Raw genomic sequence first — 24,986 nt, 5'->3', positions numbered from 1 at the left:
ACACCATGAAACACCCAGACTGGCATAACAGATTAATCGCCGTGATAAGGGCCGCTGAAAAGCGGCCTTTTTTATGGGGCGAGCATGACTGCTGCCTGTTCGCTGCTGACTGTGCGCAGGCCATGACCGGGGAAAACTTTGCTGATAGCTGGCGGGGTACTTACCATTCTGCCGCAGGCGCGAAAAAGGCGCTTCTGCGTGGCGGTGGCTCGCTGGAAAAGGTGCTGGCGAAATATCTCACTGAGGTTCCGGTCAAGCTGGCGCAGCGCGGAGATATTGCTGTTGTGGAGAATGCGGGCTCCCGCTGCGCGGGTGTCATTTACGGCGGCGCGGTCTGGGTGCCGGGTAATACCGGACTGGTATGCCTGAGAATTAAGCCGCTCAGCGTATGGAGGGTTCGCTAATGCCTGCTGCTATCCCGATTGTTGCCACCGTGGCCGCCGGTGCTGCAGCATCATATCAGGCCTATACCGTTGCGATGGCGATCACTATCGCCGCTCAGGTCGCCACACAGATGCTCACCAAAAAGCCGTCGCTGGGAGCATACCGCGATACGTCTGAACGCAAGCAAGTGCTGCGTGCGGCGGCCAGCGCCAAAACGGTTTGCTATGGCCGCACCATCTCCGCAGGTACGTTGTTTTTTGCCGAGGAGCAGGCGGGCGATCAGACTGACGGCGAATGGCTGCATATGGCGATCACCCTGGCAGGGCATCCGCTGTCGAATACGGGTGCGGTGTACCTCTCCGATGAGGAGATCGGCACCTACGGCGAGAATGCCACATATGAGGTGCACACTGACCGGCAGACTGCTGATCCGTTCATGCTGGCTAATGCGCCGTCATGGAAACCCGACATGATAGGCCGGGGACTGACCTGGCTGAGGCTGTCCCTGAAGTTCAATGCGGAAAAGTTTCCATCCGGAATTCCTGGGGTCAAGGTCGAGAAGTACGGCCGCGCAGTCTACGACCCGCGCACCGGCCAGACGGCTTACAGCAACAACCTCGCGCTGTGCGTGCTGGATTATTACCGCGTGTACCTGAAAGTTCCGGATTCCGATATTAACTGGGATCAGTTTCAGGAAGCCGCAAACATCTGTGATGAAGTCGTGACCAACGGCGACGGCAGCACAGACAGACGCTATACCCTCAACGGAGAATTTGATCTCAGTGAGAATAAAGCCAGCATTCTGGACGCAATGCTGGCGGCCTGCGCGGGTCAGCCCACTTATATCGCCGGGAAGCATGGGATTCTGGTCGGTGCTTATTATGGTCCGGCTACGATGGAAATCACCGAAAGCCAGATCGCCGGTGATATCGAAATCATGCCGGAGGTTGCCCAGTCCGAGCGCGTCAACACTATCAAGGGAACGTTTGTCGATCCCCTGCAAAATTTTACTGAGGTCGATTTCCCGTCAGTCTCCGTTGCGGAATGGGTGACCGAGGACGGGGTTGAAATTTCTCAGGATATGAAGCTTCGCTTTGTGACCTCTGAATTTCAGGCCCAGCGTCTGGCCTCCATAAAACTGAACCGCACCCGCATTTCCAGAACAATGAACGTGGTGCTGAATCTGAGCGGGTACCGCTATCGTCCGGGAATGTATGTCACCGTTAACCTCCCTACAATCGGGATAACCGGCGTAGAAATGTGCGTCACGGACTGGAAATTTGGCATACAGAATGGCGTTCAACTGACACTAAAACAGGAAACCGCCGATGTGTGGGGGGATGCAATCGGCAAGCCTATTGACCGGCCACCGTTCACCGATCTCCCGCCGGGCGGCGTGGCCCAGCCGCAGAACCTGCAGTACACCGTTGAAGAAATCGGTCAGGTTGTTCAGGGCGTACTGTCCTGGCAGAACATTGGGCAGTATGCCTACAACAAGGTGTTGATCCGCCGTGATGGTGAGATGGTGATGTCCGTGCAGGTGCCGGGCTCTTTTGTCAGGCTGACAGGGCTCCTGCGCGATACATACACCGCCCACGTTATCGCCGTTAACCTGATGGGGGCGCAGTCACCCGAGGGTTATCTGGAGTTCAGTATTGAGGCACCGCCGCCCCCGTCGACTGTTGATGTTGAGCAGGGGTATTTTGCCATCACACTGAAGCCGCGGATGGCCGAAATAACCAGCGTTTCGACGCAGTGGGATTTCTGGACATCCGGTGAAACACCGCTGCCGGACACCGGTACAGCAACGGTAGAGGCATCCGCCACCCGGGCCGGTATGGGGACCACCTGGACCAGTAACGAACTGCAGATTGACCATACCTACTACTGGTATGTCCGGACAATCAACGCGTTCGGCACATCGTCTTTTGTTGAGGTTGCCGCGGTCTGCACGACCGACACCGGCGATTTGCTGGACCAGATTGCAAATGAGATTGAAGGGTCGGAAACATTCAAGAACCTGAATAATCAGATCGACATCAACACCGACGCAATTATCGAAAATGCCATAGCCAACGATGCGGACGTGCAGCGCCGCCGGAAGCAGGACGGGAAATTTGTTTCTGAAATCCTGCGAATTGACACGACGATAATCGAAAACGATCACGCCTATGCGGAGGCGTTTGAGCAACTGACGGTTCAGGCCGACCAGAACAGCGCCGCAGTACAGCAGGTATCCAGTGCTTACGCCGACCTGAGCGGAAAGTTGTCTGCGCAGTGGGGCGCAAAAGTGCAGGTGGACAGCAACGGTCAGAGTTACGTCGCTGGCATGCAGTTAGGAGTTGAGGGTAACGGCGGCGCCGTTCAGAGCTATTTCCTCGTCAGCGCTAATACCATGGGGTTCTATAACCCCGGGAACGGCTCCATGAAGCTGGCTATGGCTATTAAAAACGGCCAGGTGTTCCTCAATGAGGCCCTGATTGATTACGCCTCTATCACTCTGGCGAAAATTGGCAGCTGGTACTCAGCTAACTATGTCGCCGGACAGACCGGTACGCGCATGGGCGCTGATGGCTCGTTTGAGATGAACGGCGCGATCAGCGGCAGCGGGCGCCTGCGCATTACCAATAACCTGATTGTCGTGTACGACGGGGCAGGGAACGTGAAGATTAAGTTGGGGTATCTGAAATGAGTGATTTTGGTTTACAGGTATTCTCGCCGTCCGGGAAGGCGCTGAACGTTTCTGATGCGGCACCGTTGCAGTTTATTCGGAAAATAACTGACAGCGAGGTGGACCTGGGCAGTAGCGGATCGACTACGTTCGATTTTTCCTCCCAGGTTCCCGCCGGTGTACAGCTTATGGTCTGGACTGATATTGCCGCGCTGGTTCTGGATTCCCCTACTTATCTTACCTATAACACCGTTCCCATAAATATCACCGTTAACGACAGGAAGGTGACGATTTCGGTACCTTCATTTGGGGCAGGGGCATGGGGGGCTCCACCAGAGCGACGGCCATCTGGTTACTGGGTATTTGCAGTCTATCAGCAGCCGGTTACTGCGGACGGATGGGGGCTTTATGTTGATGAGGGCGGGGCTTTTCCTGCTGTCGTTAATTCATCCGCCAGCCTGTTTATGACAGGAGCCTACACGATTACGTTTACGGGAACATACCAGCTCAATTGCTCTGCAAATGCGATGGTGTTTTGCAACTGCAGCGATGATTCGGTGGGGCTCATATTTGACCAGGCTTCGAAGCAAATCAAGGGGTATAAGCCAGCGGGTGCTGACTGGGGAACTCAGGGTGGCTTCAGCGTTACGCTGAAAATCTGTGTCTTCGACATCAAAACGCCGACCGTACCTGACTGGGGCCTGATGATTTATGGGGCGGATGGACAAGTGAGTTTTACGTCCAGTGAATTGCCGCTGATCATCCGTCAGCAAATCCCTCTCCCGTCAGCGGTCGGTAACTGGAGCAATTTTAGCTCACCAGGAAACATTCCAATGATCCCCCTCTCAGGAATGGGCTCTAAAACGACCCGGCAATCAGATATCTGGCGAGTGAATCCGGCGCTGAATAGTACGCACGTTGGCTATGGGCCCGGCGCAAGGCTGGTCCACGTAGGCGATAACATATTGCCCGATCTCGAAGTCATCCCCCTCAAAGGCAAAACAATCCCGGTTATCTGGGGCTCAGATTATTTTTAACAGGTGAAACTATGGGCTGGTACAAAACAGGCACAATCGCTATTTCAGGCGCGACAGTCACCGGAACGGGGACTAACTGGACAGACAACAAGCAAGGGATAGGCCCGGGTCAGGCATTGTTAATTCCGGCGGCCGGTACTGTCAAAATGTACGAAATTCTGCGCGTGGACAGTGCAACTACTTTAACGCTGACAAGCGATGCGGGGACTGTCTCAGCGGGGCAGGCTTACGCGATCATGAGCTTTTACAGCGACAGCGTGCCGGATTTTGCCCGACGTCTGGCTGCGCAACTGAGCTACTACCAGACTCAGATGGATGGCTGGCAGCAAATTATGACCGGTACCGGCAGTATTAATATTACTGCTCCGGATGGCACGTCGGTAACGATCAGCAGTTTTAAAAAGCTGACTGACGACATGAATAACAAGGCTGATCTTGATGGCGGGGCGGTAGCAATAGTCCAGGGCGGTACCGGCGCTACAACGAAGGAAGTCGCTCGCACAAACCTCGGTTTGGGAAGTAGCGCGGTCAAAGACACAGGCACCGCCCAGGGTAATGTCATGGTGGTTGGTACGGATATGGGGACGCCTGTCGGAGAAAAGTATAAATTTTTCCAGATCGGAAGTGAAATTGAAGTATCGACAACCAGCATGGATACAATCAATGGTGCAGGGCTGTATAACAAACTTATTCCAAGTTCATCTGCAAACAACTCCCCAATAGTCTCGACCAATTATTGGTATGTATTGAATGTGGGCAGGTCAAACATGGGGGCGTTTACCCAATTTGCGCTTCCGTATGCTACTCAAACACACCCTGGCAGAATGTTCTTCCGTGGCTTCAATACCAATGCCTTTTCTCCCTGGGCAGAGTTCTATACGACAATGAATACGACGAAAGCCAGTGACGGAACGTTAAAAGCCGCATCTCCAGTTGCCCGAATCGTAACAAGCCAGGAAGTGTGCCAGCGTGCCGATATAGCTGAGGATGGTTTTGTATGGTGCGGCAGCGGCACAGCGAATGCTGAGGCTGAAGGTATCAACATTTCCCGCCTTGATGTCGGCGTGTACGTTCTTACGGGTTCAGCTGGACTGGCATCAGAAGGCTGGCAACTTCTGCCGCCAATGGACCCGGGCGGCATGGGCGAGCTTGGCGTTGTCGAAGCGGAGCAAACAGAAAGTGGTGGGCTGACAATCCGCCTGTTCAAGCGAAAGTACATGCTGAGTGATGACGGCGAAATAGTGAAAACGAAAGGTGAGCCGATCGACGTGCCTGAAAATAGTTGGATCGATGTGCGTCTTGATATGCCGGAAGACAGCATCTGGAATCGGAAGCAGAGAGAAGCAACTGAGGGCGTAGATTTGCTTGAGGGCTCTGGAAGCTGAAAAGTTGCCGCAGCCAGGTCCTATGCAAGAACGGGCTGCGGCGTATTGCCCTGGCGATCAATCGTCACCAGCTAACCACATGTCAGCTTCTTCAAACATCTCCTGTACAGCGGCACTGATCCGCTCCTTCTCGTGCTTGCTGGCGTCAGTATTGATTGCTGGCAACGACATCATCGGCTTAACGCGAACGTCAGCATCAGGAAAGATACGATGAATCCGCTTCGCCAACTCACCGAGAATAATATCGTTCGCACCTTTCAAACCTTCAAAATTACGCTTGTCGTAAACCAGTTCCACAAACATTACAGGCTCCTTCTTACTGTTTGGATATACAGTAATTTAATGCATACATTTACAGTGTCAAGGTTGTAATGAAAGGCATAAAAAAAGCCCGCAAAGCGGGCTTCTTCATCGCTCAGGAGCCACGGCTCCTTTACGTATACTTTTTTGTCCCGCTACCGTCTGGTCGGTGTCCTGCCGGGACTGCTAACTTCCTGTTTTTGCTGGTGCTGTCCTTGCACTGTCCTGTTTGAAGTGGTGGAGCTGGCGGGAGTTGAACCCGCGTCCGAAATTCCTACATCCTCGGTACTACATGCTTAGTCAGTCTTTACATTCGCCTGGCACCTGCGGATTGACACGCCACTACCAGACTAGCCTGATTAGTTTTAACGCTTCAACCCCAGGCAGGGCTTCCACGCGATCTCTTTTGGGTTTGACCTCTCTTTGATCCCCGTCTTAAGAGCGGAAGCTAGGGAGAGAGGGCTCAGAGCAGGTTATTAAGCTGCTAAAGCGTAGTTTTCGTCGTTTGCGACTATTTTTTTGCGGCTTTTAACGAGGCAAACCGCCCCTCGGCATGCACCTTGGGTTTCGCGAATCCCGTCGAATCCAGAATCAGCCCCAATGTGTTCCAGCCAGTATAACAGACCTGGCCGGGGAAATACCACCGCTATAAGGCGCAGAAACGCTCACTTAACGCTCACGCAGCGCTTCTTTCGCACGGTTGAACGGCTTAATCAGGTAATCCATGATCGTTTTTTCACCGGTTTTGATATCGACGCTGGCGACCATCCCCGGCGAGATGTTGAATTTGCGTCCGCGCTTGTTCAGCAGATAGTCCTGGTGCGTGCGGATAAACACCCGGTAATAGACGATTTCTGGCTTCACTTTGTCCTGAATGGTGTCTGGCGAGATGGTTTCCACTTCCCCTTCCAGGCCGCCGTAAATCGCGTAATCGTAGGCGGTGATTTTCACCAGCGCCCGCTGGCCCGGGTGAATAAAGGCGATATCACGTGGCGAAAGGCGCGCTTCAATCAGCAGATGATCGTCCACGGGCACGATCTCCATCATTTCCCCGTTTGGTGGAATCACGCCGCCGATGGTCGTCACCTGGATGTTTTTGACGATGCCGCGCATCGGTGAGCGCACGGTCATGCGGGTTACGGAGTCCTCGCGGCCTTTAATTATTGCCGAAAGCATATCCACTTCTGCGTTCGCCTTGGAGAGTTCCTCGCGGGCCTGCACGTAATACTGCGAGCGCAGGTCGGTGATTTTCAGGCCAAGGTCGCTCTTTTCCCGCTGTAGGCGCAGCACTTCCACGTGGCTCGCCGCTCCGCTTTTTTGCAGCCGTTCGGTGATGGCGAGCTCTTTATTAACGGAGTCCAGGGCGTCCTGAAGGTCGGCCTGCGAATCGGTGAGCTGTGCGCGGCGGGATTTATACAGCCGCGTTTCTGATGCGATCAGATCTGGCCAGGCCTTCAGTGAATCGGGAAATTTAAGCGGCAGATCGTTCACTTCGGCATTCAGCCGCACGCTGGAAGCGAGCGAAGCGCGGTACTTGGCCGCGCTCTCCCCGACGTTCGATTCGGAGCGGGTGGGGTCGAGTTTCGCCACCACTTCGCCAGCCTCCACTTTATCGCCTTCGTGCACGTTGAGTTCGGTAAGGATCCCGCCGTCAAGGGACTGCAACACCTGCTCGCGGGAGCTTGGGATGACTTTCCCGGTGCCGGTGGAAACTTCATCTAATGTGCCAAACCAGGCCCAGACGCCAAGCAGTAAAAAGAGGGCGGTTGAAAGCAGGACAATTTTGCTGGCGCCGGAAAATTCGTTCTCCCGGCGGATGTCCAGGTCATCCATGGCGATATCATGCTGACTGGTTTTCATTATTCCACCCCCGTCCGTTCGCCGCGTTTTGCCCTGGTGCGCGGCTGCTGTTCATCGCCTGTGCTTTCGGGGCGTCCATCACCAGCTGTCCCTCTTTGAGGACCACCACGCGGTCAACCAGCTCCAGTACCGGCACGCGGTGGGTCGCGACAATCAGCGTGCGGTTGCCGAGCCAGTTGCCGAGGCGCTGAATAAATTCCCGCTCGGTGTGCTCGTCAAGCGAAGCGCTCGGCTCGTCGAGCAGCACGATGTTCGGCGAGCGCAGCAGCATGCGCGCCAGCAAAATTGCCTGACGCTGTCCGCCGGAGAGACCGTTGCCACCTTCCATAATCGGATGATCCAGCCCTTTCGGCAGGCGCTTCACAAAGCTGTCGGCTCCGCAGATCTCCAGCACTTCAAAGATGGCTTCATCGTTGGCGTGCGGTGCGCCGAGGGTTAAGTTTTCGCGCAGGGTGCCGAAAAAGAGCCTCGCGTTCTGGCTGAGAAAACCGATGTTGCGGCGCAGATCGGCCATGTCGATTTGCCCGATGCTGAGGTTATCGAGGCGTAAATCTCCGTTCACCAGATCCACGCCGCCCGCCAGTGCCTGCAGCATGGTGGATTTCCCCGCGCCGTTGCGGCCGAGTAGCGCGACGCGTTCGCCGGGTAAAATTTCCAGGCGCGAAATGCGCAGCGGCACGCGCTGGTCTTCCGCGTGGTAACGGAAGTGCGCATTCTCAAAGACGTAGTGGCCGTGGAAAATCTCCTGATGCACCAGCGTCTCGTCGCGCTGGGTTTCCGTTGGCAGCTGCATGATGCTGTCGAGGCCCGTTTTAGCGGCTTTCACCTGCTGCCAGCGGGCAAGCACGCCGCACAGTCCGGCCATCGGCGCAATCATGCGCGATGCCAGCATGGAGGCGGCGACAACGGAACCGGTCGTCAAATCGCCTTCAATGACCAGCGGCGCGCCAAACAGAATCACGGCGGCGTACACCAGGCTCTGCACCGACATTCCCCAGCCGATCAGCCCCTGGGTGACTTTGCGCGTGCGCAGGCCGGATTCGCCGGTGATGCGGATGTAGCTGTTCCACTGTTGCAGGAAACGGTTCTCCGCCTGCATCAGCTTGATGTCTTCCAGCCCCTGTACGCTCTCGACCAGTACGGCATTGCGCAGGGTGGATTCGTGCGCGGACTGGTTGGCCAGCACCGCGAGCTTTTTCTGCAGCAGCAGGCCCGGCAGCACCATCATAATCGCCGCCACCGGGGCTATCCACGACAGCTGCGGGGCGATGATCCCAAGGACGATCACGAACAGGAAAAAGAAGGGCAGATCGACCAGCGTCGAAAGCGTGGATGAGGTGATCATTTCCCGGATCTGCTCCAGTTCGCGCAACTGAGAAATAAAGCTCCCGGTGGAGCGGGGCACGGCGCTGTTGCGCAGGCGCAGCGCGTGGCTGAACACGCGGTCTGAGATACGCATGTCAGCGCGCTTCCCGAGCACGTCCATAATGTGCGTTCGCGCCTCGCGCAGCAGAAAGCCAAAGATCACCGAGAGCAGCACGCCCGTTGCCAGCACGTAGAGCGTCGGATAGGACTGTGCCGGGATCACCCGATCGTAAACCTGCATGGAAAAAACGATCCCGGCGAGCGACAGCACGTTGACCAGAAACGCGGCAAACATCACCGGGATGTAGGGCCTGAGATCCTGGATAACCAGATCCTTCAGCCAGTCCGGGCGGAAGCGGGAAACATAAGTGTCGACGCGGCTGTCCTTCAGTGCCGAAAGCGGGCGCAGGGCGGCGACGTATTTCACCGACGACAGCAGATCGCTTGCCATTACGCGGTTGCTCTCGCTGTCGCCGTCAATCATAAACACGTCGACCGCATCATCGCCGTTGAAGTGCTCAATCACCGCCAGCTGTCCGTCGTCCAGCTCGGCAACCACCGGCAGCCGCCACTGGCTGAAGGCGTGTTCTGTCAGGGTGAGCAGGTGGAAAGACAGCCCGGCCTGGCGCGCAAGCTGCGTCAGCGCGGGCGTGTGAGTTTTGCCCTTGAACCACGGGGCGTTCGCCTGAATGGCGCCCGGCGAACAGGCCACGCGATAGTGGGCGGCAACGTGGCCAATGGCCAGCGCCCAGTTGCTGAGGGCGTGGTCGCTTATCAATTCTTCAACGGGAGGAGCGGCGCGGGTCATGGCTGGATCTCCACGGACTGAATGCTGCGGTTATTTAAGCCAAAAGCCTGGCGCAATGTGCCGGTATTATAGAGGCAGTCAAGCTGAAGCTGATGGAGCTGGCTCTGGGTCGAGAGTTCTGAAAAGCGCGCCTGGTAAACTTCCTGTTCGGCGTTTAACACATCGAGAAGCGGGCGTGAGCCGAGGTCGAGATACTGCTGCTGATAGAGTTCGCGGGTGCGTTCGCTAAGCTGCTGCTGGCGACGCAGAATTTGCAGAGAGGTTGCCAGATTCATCGACTGGCTACGCGCTTGCAGCAGCTTCTGGCGCACGTCCAGCCGAGTGCGCTGAATGGTCGACTGCGCTGATTCCACCGCATGGCTTGCGGCATCGCGCCGGGCGGTGAGCCCGCCGCCCTGATAAATCGGCATTTCGACCTTCAGAAACGTTGAATACTGGGTTTTATCCAGCACCTCGTGGCTCGGGTATTTATCGTTGAGGTAGTGCTGAACCGACGGCTCAAGTGATATCGTCGGCGTCATCTGCGCATTGGCGTACTCAAGATTGGCCTGCGCGGCGTTGGCCTGCGCCCAGGCCGCCAGCACGGCGGGCACCAGCCTGTCATCCGGTTTTGCAACCATGCAGCTTTGTTCGAGCTTTGGCGGAAATTCAGGGCTGATGCCGTTGAGAGAGTTCCAGCCGAGCATCGTCATTAACGTTGCCTGGGCGCTGTCGAGGCTCGCCTGATACTGCACCAGCTGTGAACGTGCCGATTCGATGCGGGCGTTGGTCTGCACTACGTCCGACAGCGAACTGGCGCCTTCGTCGTTGCGCTGCTGCGTCAGTTTACCGATGCCGTCCAGCGCGTTGAGCTGCGCGGTGGCGGCCTCCACCATCTCCTGCCAGGTTTGTACCTGTACCATGGCGACGGCGGTATCCCGGGCCACGGTATCAATGCTCACCAGCACGTTGGCCTGCTCCTGCGCCGCACCCGCTGTTTCGGCTTTCACCTGGCTTGAAACCTTGCCGAAGTCATACAGCATTTGTGACAGTGAAAGCACCAGCGACGGGCTGTAACCGTGGTCGGTGTAGGTGTTGCTGTAGCCGTTGTTCATGCCCGCGGTAACCTGCGGGTAGTATTTCGATTTCGCGACGTCAATCTGACTGTTTTGCGATTGCAGCTTACCAATCGCTTCACGGATAGCCGGGTGCCAGTTTACGGCGCGGCTGACGGCGTTGTTCAGCGTCAGCACGCCGGGCGCGGCGCTGCTTAAGGGAAGTTCGGCGGCGGAGCCATCTAGCGACGGTAAACCGTGCTCGCTGGCGAGTCCTTCAGAACTGATGGATTGTGGCTCATCTTCGGCATACACCTGAATGGAACAGAGGTGGAATGCCAGCAATACTGCGACAGGCGCTCTTCTTCCCATATTGTATCCCTTTCAAAAATCACAGCGTTTTTCTGTTTTGCCCCGGGCTCCGTAGCGCCCGGGGCTGTTATCGACTAGCCGGTAATAATGTGGTTTTGCTGCACCAGCTCCTCGTAAGTGGTATGGACGTTATTGAGCGTCACCAGGGTGGTTGGCGTAAAGGCACCGCCGGTTCCATCGCGGTCAATGGCAATCACCGTATCGTTGCCGCTGGTGCTGACCTTCACGAAGTTGGTCAGCGTCGAGGCCTGGTGATCCCAGCCGGTCAGCAGCTCGCGCAGGTCGATTTTGTCGCCCTGAGCCAGGTTGAAGTTGGTCCAGTTATCGTTGTTGTTACCCCCCGTCGCATCGTTACCCAGCAGGTGATAAATCAGCGTGTCGCCATAGGCCGACCCGGTGATGACGTCGTGCTGGTTAGAGCTTGCGATCTGTGGATTCATGTTGATGGTCAGGGTGGCGGTGTCCGTGTGCCCGTTCTGATCGTTGAGCGTGTAGCTGAAGGTCTCCTTGCTGGTCATAGAGGCGACGGTGACCCCGGCTTTCAGCGCATAGGTGTAAGAGCCGTCGAGATTCATGGTCAGCGTGCCGTAGTGCCCCTGAATGGTGGCGGTGCTGGTGCTACTGGTCGGGTTAAGCGTCGCCGTGCTGCCACCATAGCCGTTCACCGTCAGGGTTGTGTGTACCGTCGAGAGCTGATCCAGTGCCCCGGCGGCATCCGTACCGTCAAATATGTTGCCGTGGACGTTGCTGCTGTTGGTGTCGAAGATGTCCAGGTGATACGTCGTGCCGGTGAGGGTCGGCGTGATGGTGATGGTGCCAGCGGACAGCGCCCCGATGCTGCCGTTGACCGTCAGCGTGTAGGTCCCTGCCAGTAGCTCTTTACCGGTTAAGGCAAAGTCGATCCCCGTGCCTAACAGCAGCGAACCGGTGAAGTTGCCGTTGGCGATGGAGGTACCGTTCAGCGTCAGTGCCCAGGTGACGTTCAGCCCGCCGAGCGCCAGCAGCGAGGCGACATCAAAGTGCAGCACTGCGCCTTTCAGCACGCTGTTTGGGTCCACCACAAAGGTGCCGCTGCCGCTCTTCGAGGTGCTGCTGAGCAGGGCTGCGTTCCAGCTCACGCCACCGACGGTGGTGGACGGCAGAGCGACGCTGTCCTGAACGGTGGTGACGCTCATCACCGTGCTGACGTCATCAATCGCATTCAGCGCCTGCGGCGTTGGCGTGATGTTCAGCGAGGCGCTGTCCGTGTCGCCGTTCGGGGCCTTCACGGTATAGACGAAGCTGTCCGGCGTACTGATGCTGTCGGCACCGACGCCGCTTTTCAGGGTGTAGGTGTAGTTGCCTTTTGCATCAATGGTCAGCGTGCCGTACAGCCCGTTGACGGTGGTGGTACCGGTGGCTGAAATCGCCACGCCGTTCACCTCGGTGATGACAGCTGAGGCTGGCGCTATGTCGTTGGTCAGCACGTTGCCGGTGGTGCTGGCGCTGATGCTGTCCACGGCGTAGGTGTGATCCTGTAAAATATTGAGCGTGTAACCGGTCAGCGCGGTAACACCGCTGGCCGTGTTGAGCAGGAAGATGTAATCACCGCCCGGCAGGGTCAGCGTCAGCTGGCTCGAAGAGCCCCCCAGCAGCGGTGCGTTCAGCCAGCCTTTCTGCACCTTGTACTGCTCATACTGCTGCGTCACGTTGTTGAAGCGGTAGATATAGAGGTCAAAGGTTGAAGCCAGCGCCACGCCGCCGACGGAGGATTGCAGGGTCACCGTGCGGGTGCTGCCGTCCTGGACGTCAAACTTGATCGGGTTGCTCATGTTCGCGAGCACGTCGAGGCTCAGTACGTTGCCGAGCCCTACGCCGACGACGGTGAAGCCCGACTGCGAAGACGCGCCGTTGTTGATGGCGGTGACGTCGGTGTCAAACACCAGCGTCGCGCTGTTGTCCGTCGCCACCACGCTGCTGGCGGCAGGCTGTGGGCCCAGGTTGACCACCAGTTGGGCGGAGTCGCTGACGCCGTTGTGGGTAATGGTGTAAGTGAAGCTCTCCTTGTGGCCGAGCACCGCCGCCGAGGTGTTATTCAGCGTATAGGTGTAACTGCCGTCCTGATTGATATGCAGCGTGCCGTACAGTCCGGTAATGTCCGCGCCGCCTGCACCCACGGTGACGACCTGGCCGCTGGCGTTGGTCACCTGAGTGATGACGGTACCGGCTGGGGCGTTATCCTGTCCGCCGCTGGTATCGATATCGGTAATGACGTTACCGGTGTGGGAGGTTGGCCCACTGACGGTCCCCGCGCTGGTTTTCTGCACGTCCACTTCAAGGCTGGTGTACGACCCGGTCGCCAGCAGGCTGCTGTTCCAGGTCACTACCCGATACTGCCCGCCGGTCAGCCCGGTGAGGCTCAGCGATACGCCGCTGCCATTGAGGGTCAGGAGGTCGGCAAACGCCGGATTTGACGAGTCGACAAAGGTTTGCCATGAGCCGCTGGCGGTGTCGTATTTCTGCACCAGGATCTCCTGGGTGGAGAGCAGCGACAGCACGATCCCGGTGGCGGCGGCGTCGATGGTGACATCGCCGGATCCGCCGTCGGCAATGCTGAAGGTCACCTGGGCCGTATCATCGCCCAACACCGATGCGACATTGCCCAGCGCCCCCACCAGCAGCACGCCGTAATCCGTCAGATGCTCGGTGCTGGTGGTGGCGGTGGAGGTCAGCGCCAGGCTGGTGACGTTGTCGTTCGCCGACAGCGGCAGAACGGGCGCGGTGACCTGGCCTTGCCCTGAGGTATTCCCCGCGACGTCCGTCGCGGTGGCCGTCAACAGCTGCCCCTCAATCTGGCGCACCGGCAGGGTCAGGGACCAGTGGCCGTCGCTGCCCGCGGTGGTCGTCAGCGTTCCTCCCCCGCCCGGCAGGGTGATGGTGACGGTGCTGTTGGCTTCGGCCTGGCCGCTTAGCGTACTGCCATCCGTGCTGATGCTGATCGACGGCGCGCCTGGCGCCAGCGTATCGACAATCACGCTGAACGATGCGGAAGGGCTCCCCGTACCGTTGGCGTTAGTGGCCGTGGCGGTGAAAGCGTGCAGGCCTTCGGTCACGTTGCCGCCCGGTGTGAAGGTCCAGACGCCGCTGGCATTGGCGGTGGTGGTGCCCAGTAGGGTGCCATTGTTGTAAATCGAGATCGTGGCGTTTGCCTGCGCGGTTCCGCTCAGGGTTGGGGTGGCATCATTGGTGAGCTGGCCATTGGTCAGGTTGCCGGTATACAGGCCCTGATTATCCAGCACGCTGGTGATGGCTGGCGCATCCGGTACGCGGGTGTCCGGCGCGGTAAAGCCCACGGAAGCGCCCACGTTGCCCGCTCTGTCCTGAGCGAAGGCCAGCAGCCCCTGACCGGTGGTCTGGGCAGGGGAAATGTTGACGGTGAAGGCTCCGGTTCCGTCGGCGGTGGCGGTACCCAGTACGGTGCCGGTGCTGCTGGTGATAGTGACCGTACTGTTGGCTTCTGCGCTACCGGTGACGCGGGTCCCGGTGCCGTTTACCGCCAGGCCCGTTACGATACCCGGTGCAACCGTATCCACAATGATGGCCGCAGCCGTTGAGGTGGCGCTCAGGTTGCCCGCCGCATCCGTTGCGGTCACGGTGAAGCTGTGGTTCCCCTGCGTAAGGGCGACGGTTGGCGTCCAGCTCCAGCTTCCCGAGCCGTTTGCGGTGACGGTGGCGACCAGCGTGCTGCCGTCGTAAATCTTCACGGTGCTGTTAGCTTCGGCGGTACCGTTCAGGGTTGGCAGATTGTCGTTGGTAAACTGGCCGTTGCCGACGGCCCCCACGATATTCGGAATATCATCCATGATGGTGGTAATCGCCGGTGTAACCGGTGCGGTGGCATCCACCACCACGGTGAAGCCCGCCGTTGGGGCGCTGACGTTGCCTGCGGCGTCGGTAGCGGTGACGGTCAGGGTGTGCGACCCGTCCGCCAGCGCGGTGCCTGGGGTGAAGTTCCAGACGCCACCCGTTGCCACCGTGGTGCCGAGCAGCGTTGACCCGTCATAGATGCTGACGGTGCTGCCGCTTTCCGCCGTGCCGTTCAGTACCGGCGTGCCGTCGTTGGTCAACTGGCCGTTGGCCAGCGGACCGACCACGCCACCTGCTGCATCATCGGTGACCGCAAGTAGCACGGGCGCATTTGGCGTTGCCGTATCGACGGTGATGGCGAACGGCAGGGACGAGCCGCTGACGTTGCCCGCCGCATCGGTGGATTTAGCGGTCAATGAATGTGCGCCATCGACAAGAGGCGATGTGGTGACAATCCACGTCCCGAGGGCATCCGCGACCGCCGTACCGACGAGGGTTGAGCCATCATAAATGTTGACCGTTGCGCCTACTTCCGCCGTCCCGGTCAGGGTCGGGGTATTATCGTTAGTGCTGCCGCCGACCACAATTGGCCCGACGCCCGGAGCAACATCATCGGCAAGCGATGTGATCACCGGAGCCAGCGGCGCGAGGGAGTCAACCACGAAGCTGACGCTGCCTGAGGTGCCGCTCAGGTTGCCCGCCGCATCCGTGGCCGTTGCGGTCAGAACGTGGCTCCCCTGAGGCAGGTCAACGGTTGGGGTGTAGCTCCATGCGCCGCTGCCGTTGGCGGTGACCGTCGCCAGCAGAGTGCCGTTGTCATAAATTTTTACGGTGGCGTTGGCTTCGCTGGTGCCGCTGATGGTCGGGCGCAGATCGTCCGTGGTCGCACCGTTGCCCAGATTCCCTGTAACCGTTCCCTGATCGTCAAAGACGGTAGCGATAACCGGCGCATTCGGCGCGGTGATATCGACGGTAAAGGAGCGAACGTCCGAGGCCGGGCCGGTATTTCCCGCTGCATCGGTCGCCGTGGCAGTAATGTTCCAGGTGCCCGCCGTTAACGCTGTACCCGGCGTGAAGGTCCAGACCCCGAGCGCGTTTGCCGTTGTTGTACCAAGCAGCGTTGAACCGTTGTAAAGCGTGATGGTCGCACCCCCTTCGGCCGTACCGCTGAGGGTCGGATGCGTTTCGTTGGTCACGCCGCCGTTAGCGACCACGCCAATGACCGGCGTGGTGTTGTCGGCGACAGAACTGATGACCGGCGCAGCCGGTGGTACAGCATCCACGTTAACGGTGAAGCCGCCGGTAAGGCCGCTGATGTTGCCTGCCGGATCTTTCTGGCTAATTGTCAGTACATGAGAGCCGTTGCCCAGCGCCGAGGTGGTGACGCTCCAGTTGCCTGTACCATCAACGAGGGTGCTGCCTACTGCCACGCCGTCAGAGTAAACGGTGACCGTTGCGCCCGCTTCACCGCGGCCGTTGAGCGTTGGCGTGGTGTCATTGGTCAACTGCCCGTTAACCAGCGGTCCGACGTTGCCCGGATTATCGTCCACAACCGAGCTCAGCGTTGGCACCAGCGGCGCAACGGTGTCGATCACGATCGGGTAGCCGACCGAAGGCAGGCTGGTATTCCCGGCCGGATCGGTGGCGGTCACGGTCAGGGTGTGGCTGCCGTTGGCGAGCGTTGTTCCCACCGGGAAGGTAAAGGTCCAACTGCCGGAGCCATTTACCGTCGTGGTGCCGAGCAGGGTGGAGCCGTCATAGACGTTGATGGTGCTGCCAATTTCCCCCGAGCCGCTCAGCAGCGGCTGGGTGTCATTGGTCGACAGCCCTGGGTTTATCACGACGTTCGGGGTCACGTTGTCGTTGGTGACCGCAGTGATGGTCGGCATCTCTGGCGCGACGGTGTCAATGTTCAGGGTAAAGCCACCAGACACGAGCCCGGTGTTACCCGCCACGTCGGTAGCCTGGGCGGTAAAGGTATGCGTGATATTGCTGAGGTCAGCGGAGGGCGTGTAGCTCCAGTTGCCGTTGATATCCGCTTTTACCGTGCCGGACAGAGTACCGTTGTCGAAAATGGTGACGGTGGCATTTGGCTCACTGGTCCCGTTAAGCGTTGGTCGGGCGTCATTGGTCAGGCTGCCTGAAATCAGTGCGCCCAGGTTACCGGGTACGTCGTCCGTTGCTGAGACGATAATCGGTAGGTCCGGTGCCGTTAAATCTACCGTAATGGTTGCCGCTGCTGATGGGCCGCTTGATCCGTTCCCGTTCTCAGCTACGGCGGTAAAACTATAGCTTCCTTCAATCAGCGGTGGTGCAATGGTGAACTGCCACTGACCGCTGCCGTTGGCGGTTGTGGTGCCGACTTCAGTGCCGTTAACCAGAATGTGAATGGTGGTGTTGGCACCGGCGGTACCGTTCAGGGTCGGTGTGGTATCGTCTGTTCTGCCACCGTTGATGACGGCTCCCATCACGGTGCCCGCATTATCATCCACCAGGGTGATTACCGGCGCATCTGGCAGGTTGCTTAGATTGATTGCGATGGTATGCAGAGGATCGCTTTGGTTACCAGCCTGATCCTGTGCAATCACCGTCAGGCTTTGTCCGGCTGTTTGCGGTGGTATCAACGACACGGTGAAGGTTCCGCCCGCAGAGGCGGTTGTCTGGCCGATCACCGTTCCGTTGATGTCCTTGATGAAAATTTCTGCGTTGGCTTCAGCGGTCCCGGTGAGCGTAGCGCCATCCAGCGATTTTACGGTGACAACCGGAATCGGCGGTGGTGTGACGTCGACGGTGAAGGTGATGGGGGCACCCGGCAGCGTTTCATTGCCAGCGGCGTCCTTCGCGGTGAACGTCAGGCTGTGCGTCGTTTCCGTCAGGCCGCTGGTGGTGAATGTCCAGGTACCTCCCGTTACGAGCGCCGTGCCGATTTTCGTCCCTCCGTCATAAATAATGACCGTCGAGCCGTCTTCTCCGGTACCGTTGATGGTCAGGGTTTGATCGTCGGTGACCATTCCGTCAACGATATTGCCGGTAATCAGACCCTTATCATCGAGAATCTCCGTCACGGAAGGTGGCGTCAGGGAGGTTTCAACCGTGAAGGTAAAGTCAGTCGAGCTGCCGCTGACGTTACCTGCGCTGTCCGTTGCTTTCGCTGTAAAGGTATAGGTGCCGTCCGTCAGGCTGGTGGTCAGCGGTAACGACCAGTTGCCCAGACCGTCGGCGACGACGGTGCCGACCACGTTGCTACCGTTATAAATGGTGACGGTGTTGTTCGGATCTGCGGTGCCATGAAGGACCGGTTTGTTGTCGTCGGTGATCCCGCCAGTGAGTACGGGATCCAAAATCGCACCCACATCATCTTCCGCGTAGCCGATAACCGGTGCGTCGGGCAGTGTCGTATCGATGGTAATGGTGACCGTCGGCGAGTGCAGGCTGGTATTCCCGGCGATATCAGTTTCCGTCGTTGAGATCGCGTAGGTGGTGCCGTCAGTCAGCGGCGTGGACGGCGTAAAGCTCCAGGTTCCACCTTCGCCGACCGTTGCCGTGCCGATGTTGGTTATACCGTTATAAATCGTGATGGTGCTGCCCACCTCGCCGGTGCCGCTGAAGGTTGGGGTGGTGTCGTTGGTTGAGCCGCCGTTCAGCACGTTGCCGACGACCGGCAGCTGGTTGTCAGTGACCAGCGGCGCCTCTGGCGCAAGCGGGGCGGTGATGTCAATAATCACCGAGAATCCTCCGGAGACCGGCCCGGTGTTACCCGCAGCATCGGTCGCGGTGGCGGTGATCACATGCAGGCCTGGAAGCAGCGGTACGGGAGGGAGGTAGCTCCACTGACCTGAGCCGTTAGCGGTCACTGTGGCTAAAAACGCACCGTTGTTATACAGCGTTACGCTGGCATTCGCCTCTGCGGTTCCGCTAAGCAACGGCTCCGTTTCATTGGTGGTGCTACCGTTGGGTAACACGACGGTACCGTCATCCACGGTTGCTGAGAGAATCGACGGGGCATCTGGCGCGGTGGCATCAACCTTCAGCGTGAAGTCGATGTTGGCGCTGACGTTCCCGGCATCATCGGTGGCGTTGGCGCTCAGCAGGTGCGAGCCGTCGCCCAGCGGGACGGGCGGCGTGAATTCCCAGTGTCCGCTGCCGTCAACGGTCGTCTGGCCGATCTCTTTGCCGTTGTCATAGAAGGTAATGACTGAGCCGATATCACCGCTGCCGCTCAGGTGCGGCAAGGTTTCACTGGTGAGCTGACCCGGCGTCAGCGGAACGTTGCCTGCGGTAGTGACATCATCAATGCCCGGCACGGCGGGCGGCGTGGTGTCGAGAGTGAATGTCCATGCGCCGGAGGTCGTCGAGGTGTTGCCGAAATCATCGCTGGCGTTGACGGTCAGCGAATGATTCGGCCCGGTGAGCGCGGTGGTGAAGGTATAGCTCCAGGTGCCGGAAACATCGACAACGATGCTGGTGACCAGCACGTTGTTGTCAAACAGATGCACGGTTGAGCCCGGCTGCGCGGTACCGCTGACCGTCGGCGTGCTGTCGTTGGTCAATCCCCCGTTGCTGATAGCACCAAGGATCCCCGGCGCATCGTCATTGACCAGGGTGATGGCCGGAAGCTGAGGAGCAACGGTGTCCACGAGGATATTCCACGGCGCAGAGGTGCTGACGTTGCCTGCGGCATCCGTGGAGGTCACCGTAAACTGATGGGTGCCTTCTGAAAGCGCTGAACCAGGCGTAAAGCTCCAGTTTCCGCTGGCGTCTATCGTGGCGGTTCCCAGCAGATTACCGTTTTCGTAGACCTTAACGGTCGATCCAATTTCCGCCGTGCCTGAGAGCGTTGGCCGGTTATCGTTGGTGGTATTCCCGTTGAGGATAGTGCCAATTATGCCCGTTACGTCGTCCTGTACGTCGAGGATCAGCGGCAGATCCGGGGCGGTAATGTCCGGCGCCGTGGCGAAGCCCGGCAGGCTGGTGTTGCCCGCCAGATCGGTCGCGGTGGCGGAGAGGATCTCACCGTTATCCTGGGCTGGCGTCAGCGTGATGGTGAACAGCCCGTCGGTTGCTCCGGCCTTTCCGGTGCCGATTATGGCGCCGAGCGGATCTTTCACCGTGATTGTGCTGCCGGGTTCTGCATGTCCGGTCAGCACGGTACCGGTGCCATTGACGTGCAGGTTGTCCGGGATATTCGGTGGCGTGATGTCCGGGGCGACCACGCTGGCGGCAGGCCCGGTGTTATGTGCGGCATCCGTGGCGGTAGCGAGCAGCCCCTGACCGTTGAGCTGCGGGGTGTTCAGCGGGGCGATAAAGTTGCCAGCTCCGTTGGTCAGGCCGGTGCCCAGCACGTTGCCGCTACCATCGGTGATGGTGACTGTGCTGCCCGGTTCGGCCTGACCGCTGACGCTCAGACCATCTGCCGCCACGGTGAGCCCGGTCGGCGCGCCCGGCGGGGTAGTATCCGGGGCAACTACGTTTTCAGTAATGCCGACGTTGGCGGCTTTATCCGTCACGCTTACGCTGAGCGTTTCACCGTTTTTCTGCGGCGTGCTCAGGGTGATGGAAATATTACCGTTCTGATCGGCAGTACCCGTACCGATTTGTGCGCCGTGGCTGTCTTTCACCACCACGGTACTGCCGGCTTCGGTGGTGCCGGTCAGGGTCTGGCCCTGGTTGACAACGGCCAGGCCAGTCAGCACCGGTGGGAGGGTATCGACGTCAATGGTGAACGAGGCAGACGGTGCGCTCTCACCAACGCCGTTGTTGGCGGTGGCGGTAAACACATGATCGCCGTCGGGGAGCGGCAGCAGTGGCGTAAAGCTCCAGTTGCCGTTGCTGTCGGCCATGACGGGTGGCAGCAGCGGCGTACCGTTATCGCTAATGGTGATAGTCGCGTTGGGCTCCGCGGTCCCGGTAAGGGTTGGCGTGTTGTCGTTAGTGTCGCCACCTGCGGAGACGTTGCCCTGCACAGGGTCAACGTTGTCATTGATGGTGACAATCACCGGCTGGCTTGGGAAGCCGGAGTCGGAGGCATCGAAATCTGTAGGCTGCCCCACGTTGCCCGCGGCATCCTGAATGCGGGCTTCCAGCTGCTCGCCGTGGGTTTTGGCCGGGTTGAGGGTGACGCTGAACTCGCCGTTGCTGCCGACAACCGTCGTGCCCAGCAGGACATTGTTGCCGTCATAAATGGACACCGTGCTTCCGGCCTCTGCCGTCCCGGTCACGGTGGCACCGTCCAGCGAAACAGTGGAGATGTGTGCCGGAGCCGGTGGCGTTACGTCGACGGTAAATGTCGGCGCTGTAGTACTGGCGCTGACGTTGCCCGCTTTGTCCGTCTGGGTGATGGTTATCGTGTGCGAGGTTTCAGACAGGGCCTGCGATGGTGTAAAGCTCCAGTTGCCGTTGCTGTCGACCGTGGTGGTGCCAAGCAGCGTCTGACCGTCATATATCTTCACGGTATCGCCCGCTTCACCTTTGCCGGTGAAGGTCGGTTTGGCATCATCGGTGACAGCACCGTTGTTCAGCGCCCCGGTGATAGAGCCGATGTCGTCAATGACGGCGATGAGCTGCGGCGCGTCCGGCGCAACGGTATCGACAGTAATATTAAAGTGCGAAGACTCGATAGTGCTGCCTTTGATGTTAATGGCGATTGCGGTAAACGAGTGCGCCCCGTCGATAAGCGGGGTGGTAACGGTGTAGCTCCAGGTACCGTCGTTGCCGACCACAACGCTGCCCAACAGGTGTCCATCTCCAAATATGCGTACCGTGCTGCCTGCGGTGCCTGTGCCTTTCAGCGTAGGGGTATTGTCGTTGGTAAACTGATTGTTGCCGAAGCTGGTGGGGGTCGAACCGTGATCGTTCACGGCGCTGAGGATCGCGGGGACTTCTGGCAGATCGACATTAGGTGCAGTCACTTCCGCAGAAGGGCCGGTGTTGCCCGCTTTATCCGTGGCGTTGACGGTCAGGTGCTCGCCGCTGAGCTGAGGCGTGTTAAGCGTGATGCTAAAGTTGCCGCTGCTGTCAGCGGTCCCGGTTCCGATGACCGTACCGTCAGGGCCTTTGACTTCTATCGTGCTTCCGGGCTCGGCCTTACCGGTCAGCGTTTTGCCGTCCTGGGAAACTGTGAGGTTCGTTGGCGCCGTAGGCGGCGTGGTGTCCGGATCGCCGTTTCCGTTTCCGTTGCCGTTATTTCCGTTTCCATTGTTACCATTTCCATTGTTTCCGTTGCCGTTCCCATTTCCGTTGTTGCCGTTATCCCCATCCCCGGAGTTATGGCTGGAACCGCCACCACCGCCACCACCGCCACCACCTCCGCCAGCGGCGATACCGATACCGGCGGCTACAGCGACTCCGCCGAGCACCCATGGCCAAATCGCCCCGCCTTCGGAGTGGCCTTCCGCCACCATGAAGGCATCGAGATTATCGATTTGCTGGAAGTGGAAATTGCTTGCGGTGTCCTGAACCCACCATAACGCGCCGTGGTCGTCCTCAAGCACCAGCTGGTTGGCACCCTGAGGGTATTCAGCGTAAAAATTGTGGATGGTGAAGGTTTCGCCCGAATGGAGCCTGATAACCATATCCTGGCGGGAACGGGTGATGGAGGCGATATCCGAGCGCTCAAGCTGAAGCTTCACAACGGACGGTGCAGTGAGGGTGACTTCAGGGGCAGTCACATTGCTGGTGACGCCAGTCAGTTCGGAAATGACGGAAACAGGACGCATGGTTATCACTCCATTCAGAGAAGAGGGTGTTACCGTGTTTGCAGACAGGTGAAATGCCTCACGATAAAACATATTCCTGCCGTTAATGCCTTAAATTAGCTGATCCTTATCTTAAATTTGGTGCGAGCAAATCCGTTGCCTGAATAAGCATTAAATTAAAATGGTCGTAGCAGGTTTATGTATAAATTGTCCTGAGGCGAAAACCCCTGTTTTTTATCGGCTTAATTTTGCTGAGTGCTGATCATGATATAGACAGAAACGAAAGAATTCGCAAATTAAGCAGAAGTTAACTGCTATGAAGTAAAAGTGAATGTTGGCGACTTTTGTGCGGTGGTCATCTGATCTGTTATAAAAAAACAGAGGGGAGAGAAAGGGAGTAATTCATGTTATAGATATGATATTAAAGGAGTAAATATTTATTATGAAAAGTGCATCTGGCGAGTGCAGTGATTAAATTATTACGCTGGCTAATGATTTTCGTGGACATCTGGGGTGACAAATATCTCATTTTCCATCCAATTATTCCTTCCTTATGCGATCGCTGTCCGTTTGTGGCATATCCCTGGAAGATATTTTTAAATAAGCCTGTATGTTATTACATGATATATTCTGGATAATAAAAAAGATAACATGCCTGAAATGTTAATATCGGCGAGTGGTTGCTATAGCAGTAATTTAAAAAAAGGCGAGCTATGGGGAAAGAAAAATATTGCCCCGCCAGGATTACTCAACGTGCGGGGCAGGGGGCCTGGCTGGATTAACGCCCGGCGTTCTTCATTATGCGGGCTTTATCGCGCGCCCACTCCTGATTTTTCAGGTCGGAGCGTTTGTCGTGCTGTTTCTTACCTTTCGCCACGCCAATCTTCACCTTACACCAGGCATTCTTCCAGTAAAGGGAAAGGGCCAGTACGGTGTAACCGTCGCGGTTGATTTGCCCATACAGGGTATCCAGCTCGCGCTGGTTCAACAGCAACTTACGGGTGCGCGTAGGGTCGCAGACATAGTGGCTTGAGGCGACGGCCAAAGGCGTGAAGTTTGCGCCGAACAGAAACGCTTCGCCATCCCGCAGGATAACGTAGCTATCGCCAATGTTGGCTTTACCGGCGCGCAGGGATTTTACCTCCCAGCCTTGCAGGGCGAGACCCGCTTCGTACTCATCTTCGATAAAATATTCGTGGCGGGCGCGTTTATTCAGCGCGATAGTGGCTGATCCAGGTTTGTTCGCTTTTTTCTTAGTCATGGTGTCCTGAAGTCATCTTTTCTGTACATGGCCTCAATCTTCCCGCGAGGCGTAATGGGCTATCTTAGCACGAGTTGCGGCGCAGCGTTTTTTTTAGCGCGGGATAAATGATATTATTTGCGCCATCACAGTGAGTGGAAATTGCCATGCCTCAGATTAGTCGTACTGCGCTTGTGCCCTACAGCGCGGAACAGATGTACCAGCTCGTGAATGATGTAGATGCTTACCCGGATTTCTTGCCCGGCTGCACGGGCAGTCGCGTGCTGGAAGCCGGACCGTCGCAAATGACCGCAGCGGTGGATGTGTCAAAAGCGGGGATCAGCAAAACCTTCACGACCCGTAACACCCTGACCAGCAACCAGAGCATCCTGATGCATCTGGTGGACGGCCCGTTCAAAAAACTGATCGGCGGCTGGAAGTTTATCCCGCTGAGCCAGGATGCCTGTAAAATTGAATTTCATCTCGACTTTGAGTTTACCAATAAGTTGATTGAGATGGCGTTTGGTCGCATTTTCAAGGAGCTGGCATCGAACATGGTGCAGGCATTTACGCTTCGCGCCAAAGAGGTCTACAGTGTCGGCTAACATCTCGGTCGAAGTGGTTTATGCCCTGCCTGAAAAACAGTACCTGCAAAGAGTATCCCTGACTGAAGGTGCTACCGTCGAGCAGGCGATTGCGGCCAGCGGTATCACGAAGTTGCGCCCGGAAATCGATCTGACCAGCAATAAGGTCGGCATCTGGAGCCGGGCGGTGAAACTGCAGGATGAGGTGCACGAAGGCGATCGGGTTGAAATTTATCGTCCGCTGATTGCCGATCCGAAAGCGCTGCGCCGCCAGCGGGCGGAGAAAGCCGGAAAGTAATTCATATTGCCCGGTGACGCTTTGTTGGCACGGGCCAGGGTGGGGAGGTAAGCCTCGAACTCTCTGACCAAATAAAAAAGCGCTCAATGAGCGCTTTTTTTGTCTGCC

General features: G+C 57.9%; 12 protein-coding genes and 1 other RNA gene. 6 read left to right on the top strand and 7 right to left on the bottom strand.

Going from position 1 to position 24,986, the window contains the following annotated elements; translation table 11 throughout:
* Window positions 1-5 precede the first annotated feature (5 nt).
* The 4 genes from RTU33_RS12755 to RTU33_RS12740 are packed head-to-tail and all read left to right on the top strand — an operon-like array spanning window position 6 to window position 5,477.
* Window positions 6-404: a DUF6950 family protein gene (locus RTU33_RS12755; protein ID WP_312627828.1), complete on the top strand. Its 399-nt coding sequence runs from the start codon at window positions 6-8 to the stop codon at window positions 402-404.
* Window positions 404-3,076, top strand: a complete 2,673-nt coding sequence (locus RTU33_RS12750) for a DUF1983 domain-containing protein (protein ID WP_312627827.1) — start codon at window positions 404-406, stop codon at window positions 3,074-3,076. The genes RTU33_RS12755 and RTU33_RS12750 overlap by 1 nt, the downstream gene beginning before the upstream one ends.
* On the top strand, window positions 3,073-4,092 hold the full coding sequence (locus tag RTU33_RS12745; protein WP_312627825.1) for a DUF6453 family protein: 1,020 nt from the start codon (window positions 3,073-3,075) through the stop codon (window positions 4,090-4,092). Before RTU33_RS12750 ends, RTU33_RS12745 begins: the two co-directional genes overlap by 4 nt.
* Window positions 4,093-4,103: 11 nt before the next feature.
* On the top strand, window positions 4,104-5,477 hold the full coding sequence (locus tag RTU33_RS12740; RefSeq protein ID WP_312627823.1) for a pyocin knob domain-containing protein: 1,374 nt from the start codon (window positions 4,104-4,106) through the stop codon (window positions 5,475-5,477).
* Window positions 5,478-5,534: 57 nt separating this feature from the next.
* Here the strand turns inward: RTU33_RS12740 and RTU33_RS12735 are convergent, their stop codons facing one another.
* The 7 genes from RTU33_RS12735 to smpB all read right to left on the bottom strand — a co-directional run bounded on the left by RTU33_RS12735 (window position 5,535) and on the right by smpB (window position 24,017).
* On the bottom strand, window positions 5,535-5,780 hold the full coding sequence (locus RTU33_RS12735; RefSeq protein ID WP_312627821.1) for a DinI-like family protein: 246 nt from the start codon (window positions 5,778-5,780) through the stop codon (window positions 5,535-5,537).
* A gap of 232 nt (window positions 5,781-6,012) precedes the next feature.
* Window positions 6,013-6,376: a transfer-messenger RNA gene (ssrA, locus tag RTU33_RS12730) on the bottom strand.
* A 70-nt stretch (window positions 6,377-6,446) separates the two neighbouring features.
* A complete protein-coding gene (locus RTU33_RS12725; protein WP_312627915.1) occupies window positions 6,447-7,610 on the bottom strand; it encodes an HlyD family type I secretion periplasmic adaptor subunit in 1,164 nt (387 codons plus the stop codon).
* A gap of 7 nt (window positions 7,611-7,617) precedes the next feature.
* Window positions 7,618-9,810, bottom strand: a complete 2,193-nt coding sequence (locus tag RTU33_RS12720; RefSeq protein WP_312627820.1) for a type I secretion system permease/ATPase — start codon at window positions 9,808-9,810, stop codon at window positions 7,618-7,620.
* Window positions 9,807-11,216, bottom strand: coding sequence for a TolC family outer membrane protein (locus tag RTU33_RS12715; RefSeq protein ID WP_312627819.1), 1,410 nt, complete (start codon window positions 11,214-11,216; stop codon window positions 9,807-9,809). Before RTU33_RS12715 ends, RTU33_RS12720 begins: the two co-directional genes overlap by 4 nt.
* A 74-nt stretch (window positions 11,217-11,290) precedes the next feature.
* The gene (locus tag RTU33_RS12710) at window positions 11,291-22,777 is read right to left on the bottom strand and encodes a BapA/Bap/LapF family large adhesin (RefSeq protein ID WP_312627818.1); all 11,487 of its coding nucleotides are present in this window, start codon (window positions 22,775-22,777) and stop codon (window positions 11,291-11,293) included.
* A gap of 757 nt (window positions 22,778-23,534) precedes the next feature.
* The gene (smpB, locus tag RTU33_RS12705) at window positions 23,535-24,017 is read right to left on the bottom strand and encodes an SsrA-binding protein SmpB (RefSeq protein ID WP_312627817.1); all 483 of its coding nucleotides are present in this window, start codon (window positions 24,015-24,017) and stop codon (window positions 23,535-23,537) included.
* 146 nt (window positions 24,018-24,163) lie between these two features.
* On the opposite strand from smpB, the gene RTU33_RS12700 reads away from it, so the two are divergent.
* Both RTU33_RS12700 and RTU33_RS12695 read left to right on the top strand, forming a co-directional pair.
* Window positions 24,164-24,601, top strand: a complete 438-nt coding sequence (locus RTU33_RS12700) for a type II toxin-antitoxin system RatA family toxin (RefSeq protein WP_312627816.1) — start codon at window positions 24,164-24,166, stop codon at window positions 24,599-24,601.
* A complete protein-coding gene (locus RTU33_RS12695; protein WP_312627814.1) occupies window positions 24,591-24,878 on the top strand; it encodes an RnfH family protein in 288 nt (95 codons plus the stop codon). The genes RTU33_RS12700 and RTU33_RS12695 overlap by 11 nt, the downstream gene beginning before the upstream one ends.
* The last annotated feature ends 108 nt before the right edge of the window (window positions 24,879-24,986 follow it).

Source organism: Scandinavium sp. (genome assembly GCF_032012665.1).
Taxonomy (GTDB): Bacteria; Pseudomonadota; Gammaproteobacteria; order Enterobacterales; family Enterobacteriaceae; genus Scandinavium.
The sequence above is the reverse complement of the archived record's forward strand: the minus strand, read 5'-3'. Positions and strand labels throughout refer to the sequence as shown.

What these genes read in the sequence shown, in the direction of transcription:
- RTU33_RS12755 (WP_312627828.1), top strand. Translation starts at nt 6, where the DNA reads ATGAAACACCCAGACTGGCATAACAGATTAATCGCCGTGATAAGGGCC.
- RTU33_RS12750 (WP_312627827.1), top strand. Translation starts at nt 404, where the DNA reads ATGCCTGCTGCTATCCCGATTGTTGCCACCGTGGCCGCCGGTGCTGCA.
- RTU33_RS12745 (WP_312627825.1), top strand. Translation starts at nt 3,073, where the DNA reads ATGAGTGATTTTGGTTTACAGGTATTCTCGCCGTCCGGGAAGGCGCTG.
- RTU33_RS12740 (WP_312627823.1), top strand. Translation starts at nt 4,104, where the DNA reads ATGGGCTGGTACAAAACAGGCACAATCGCTATTTCAGGCGCGACAGTC.
- RTU33_RS12735 (WP_312627821.1), bottom strand. Translation starts at nt 5,780, where the DNA reads ATGTTTGTGGAACTGGTTTACGACAAGCGTAATTTTGAAGGTTTGAAA.
- RTU33_RS12725 (WP_312627915.1), bottom strand. Translation starts at nt 7,610, where the DNA reads ATGGATGACCTGGACATCCGCCGGGAGAACGAATTTTCCGGCGCCAGC.
- RTU33_RS12720 (WP_312627820.1), bottom strand. Translation starts at nt 9,810, where the DNA reads ATGACCCGCGCCGCTCCTCCCGTTGAAGAATTGATAAGCGACCACGCC.
- RTU33_RS12715 (WP_312627819.1), bottom strand. Translation starts at nt 11,216, where the DNA reads ATGGGAAGAAGAGCGCCTGTCGCAGTATTGCTGGCATTCCACCTCTGT.
- RTU33_RS12710 (WP_312627818.1), bottom strand. Translation starts at nt 22,777, where the DNA reads ATGCGTCCTGTTTCCGTCATTTCCGAACTGACTGGCGTCACCAGCAAT.
- smpB (WP_312627817.1), bottom strand. Translation starts at nt 24,017, where the DNA reads ATGACTAAGAAAAAAGCGAACAAACCTGGATCAGCCACTATCGCGCTG.
- RTU33_RS12700 (WP_312627816.1), top strand. Translation starts at nt 24,164, where the DNA reads ATGCCTCAGATTAGTCGTACTGCGCTTGTGCCCTACAGCGCGGAACAG.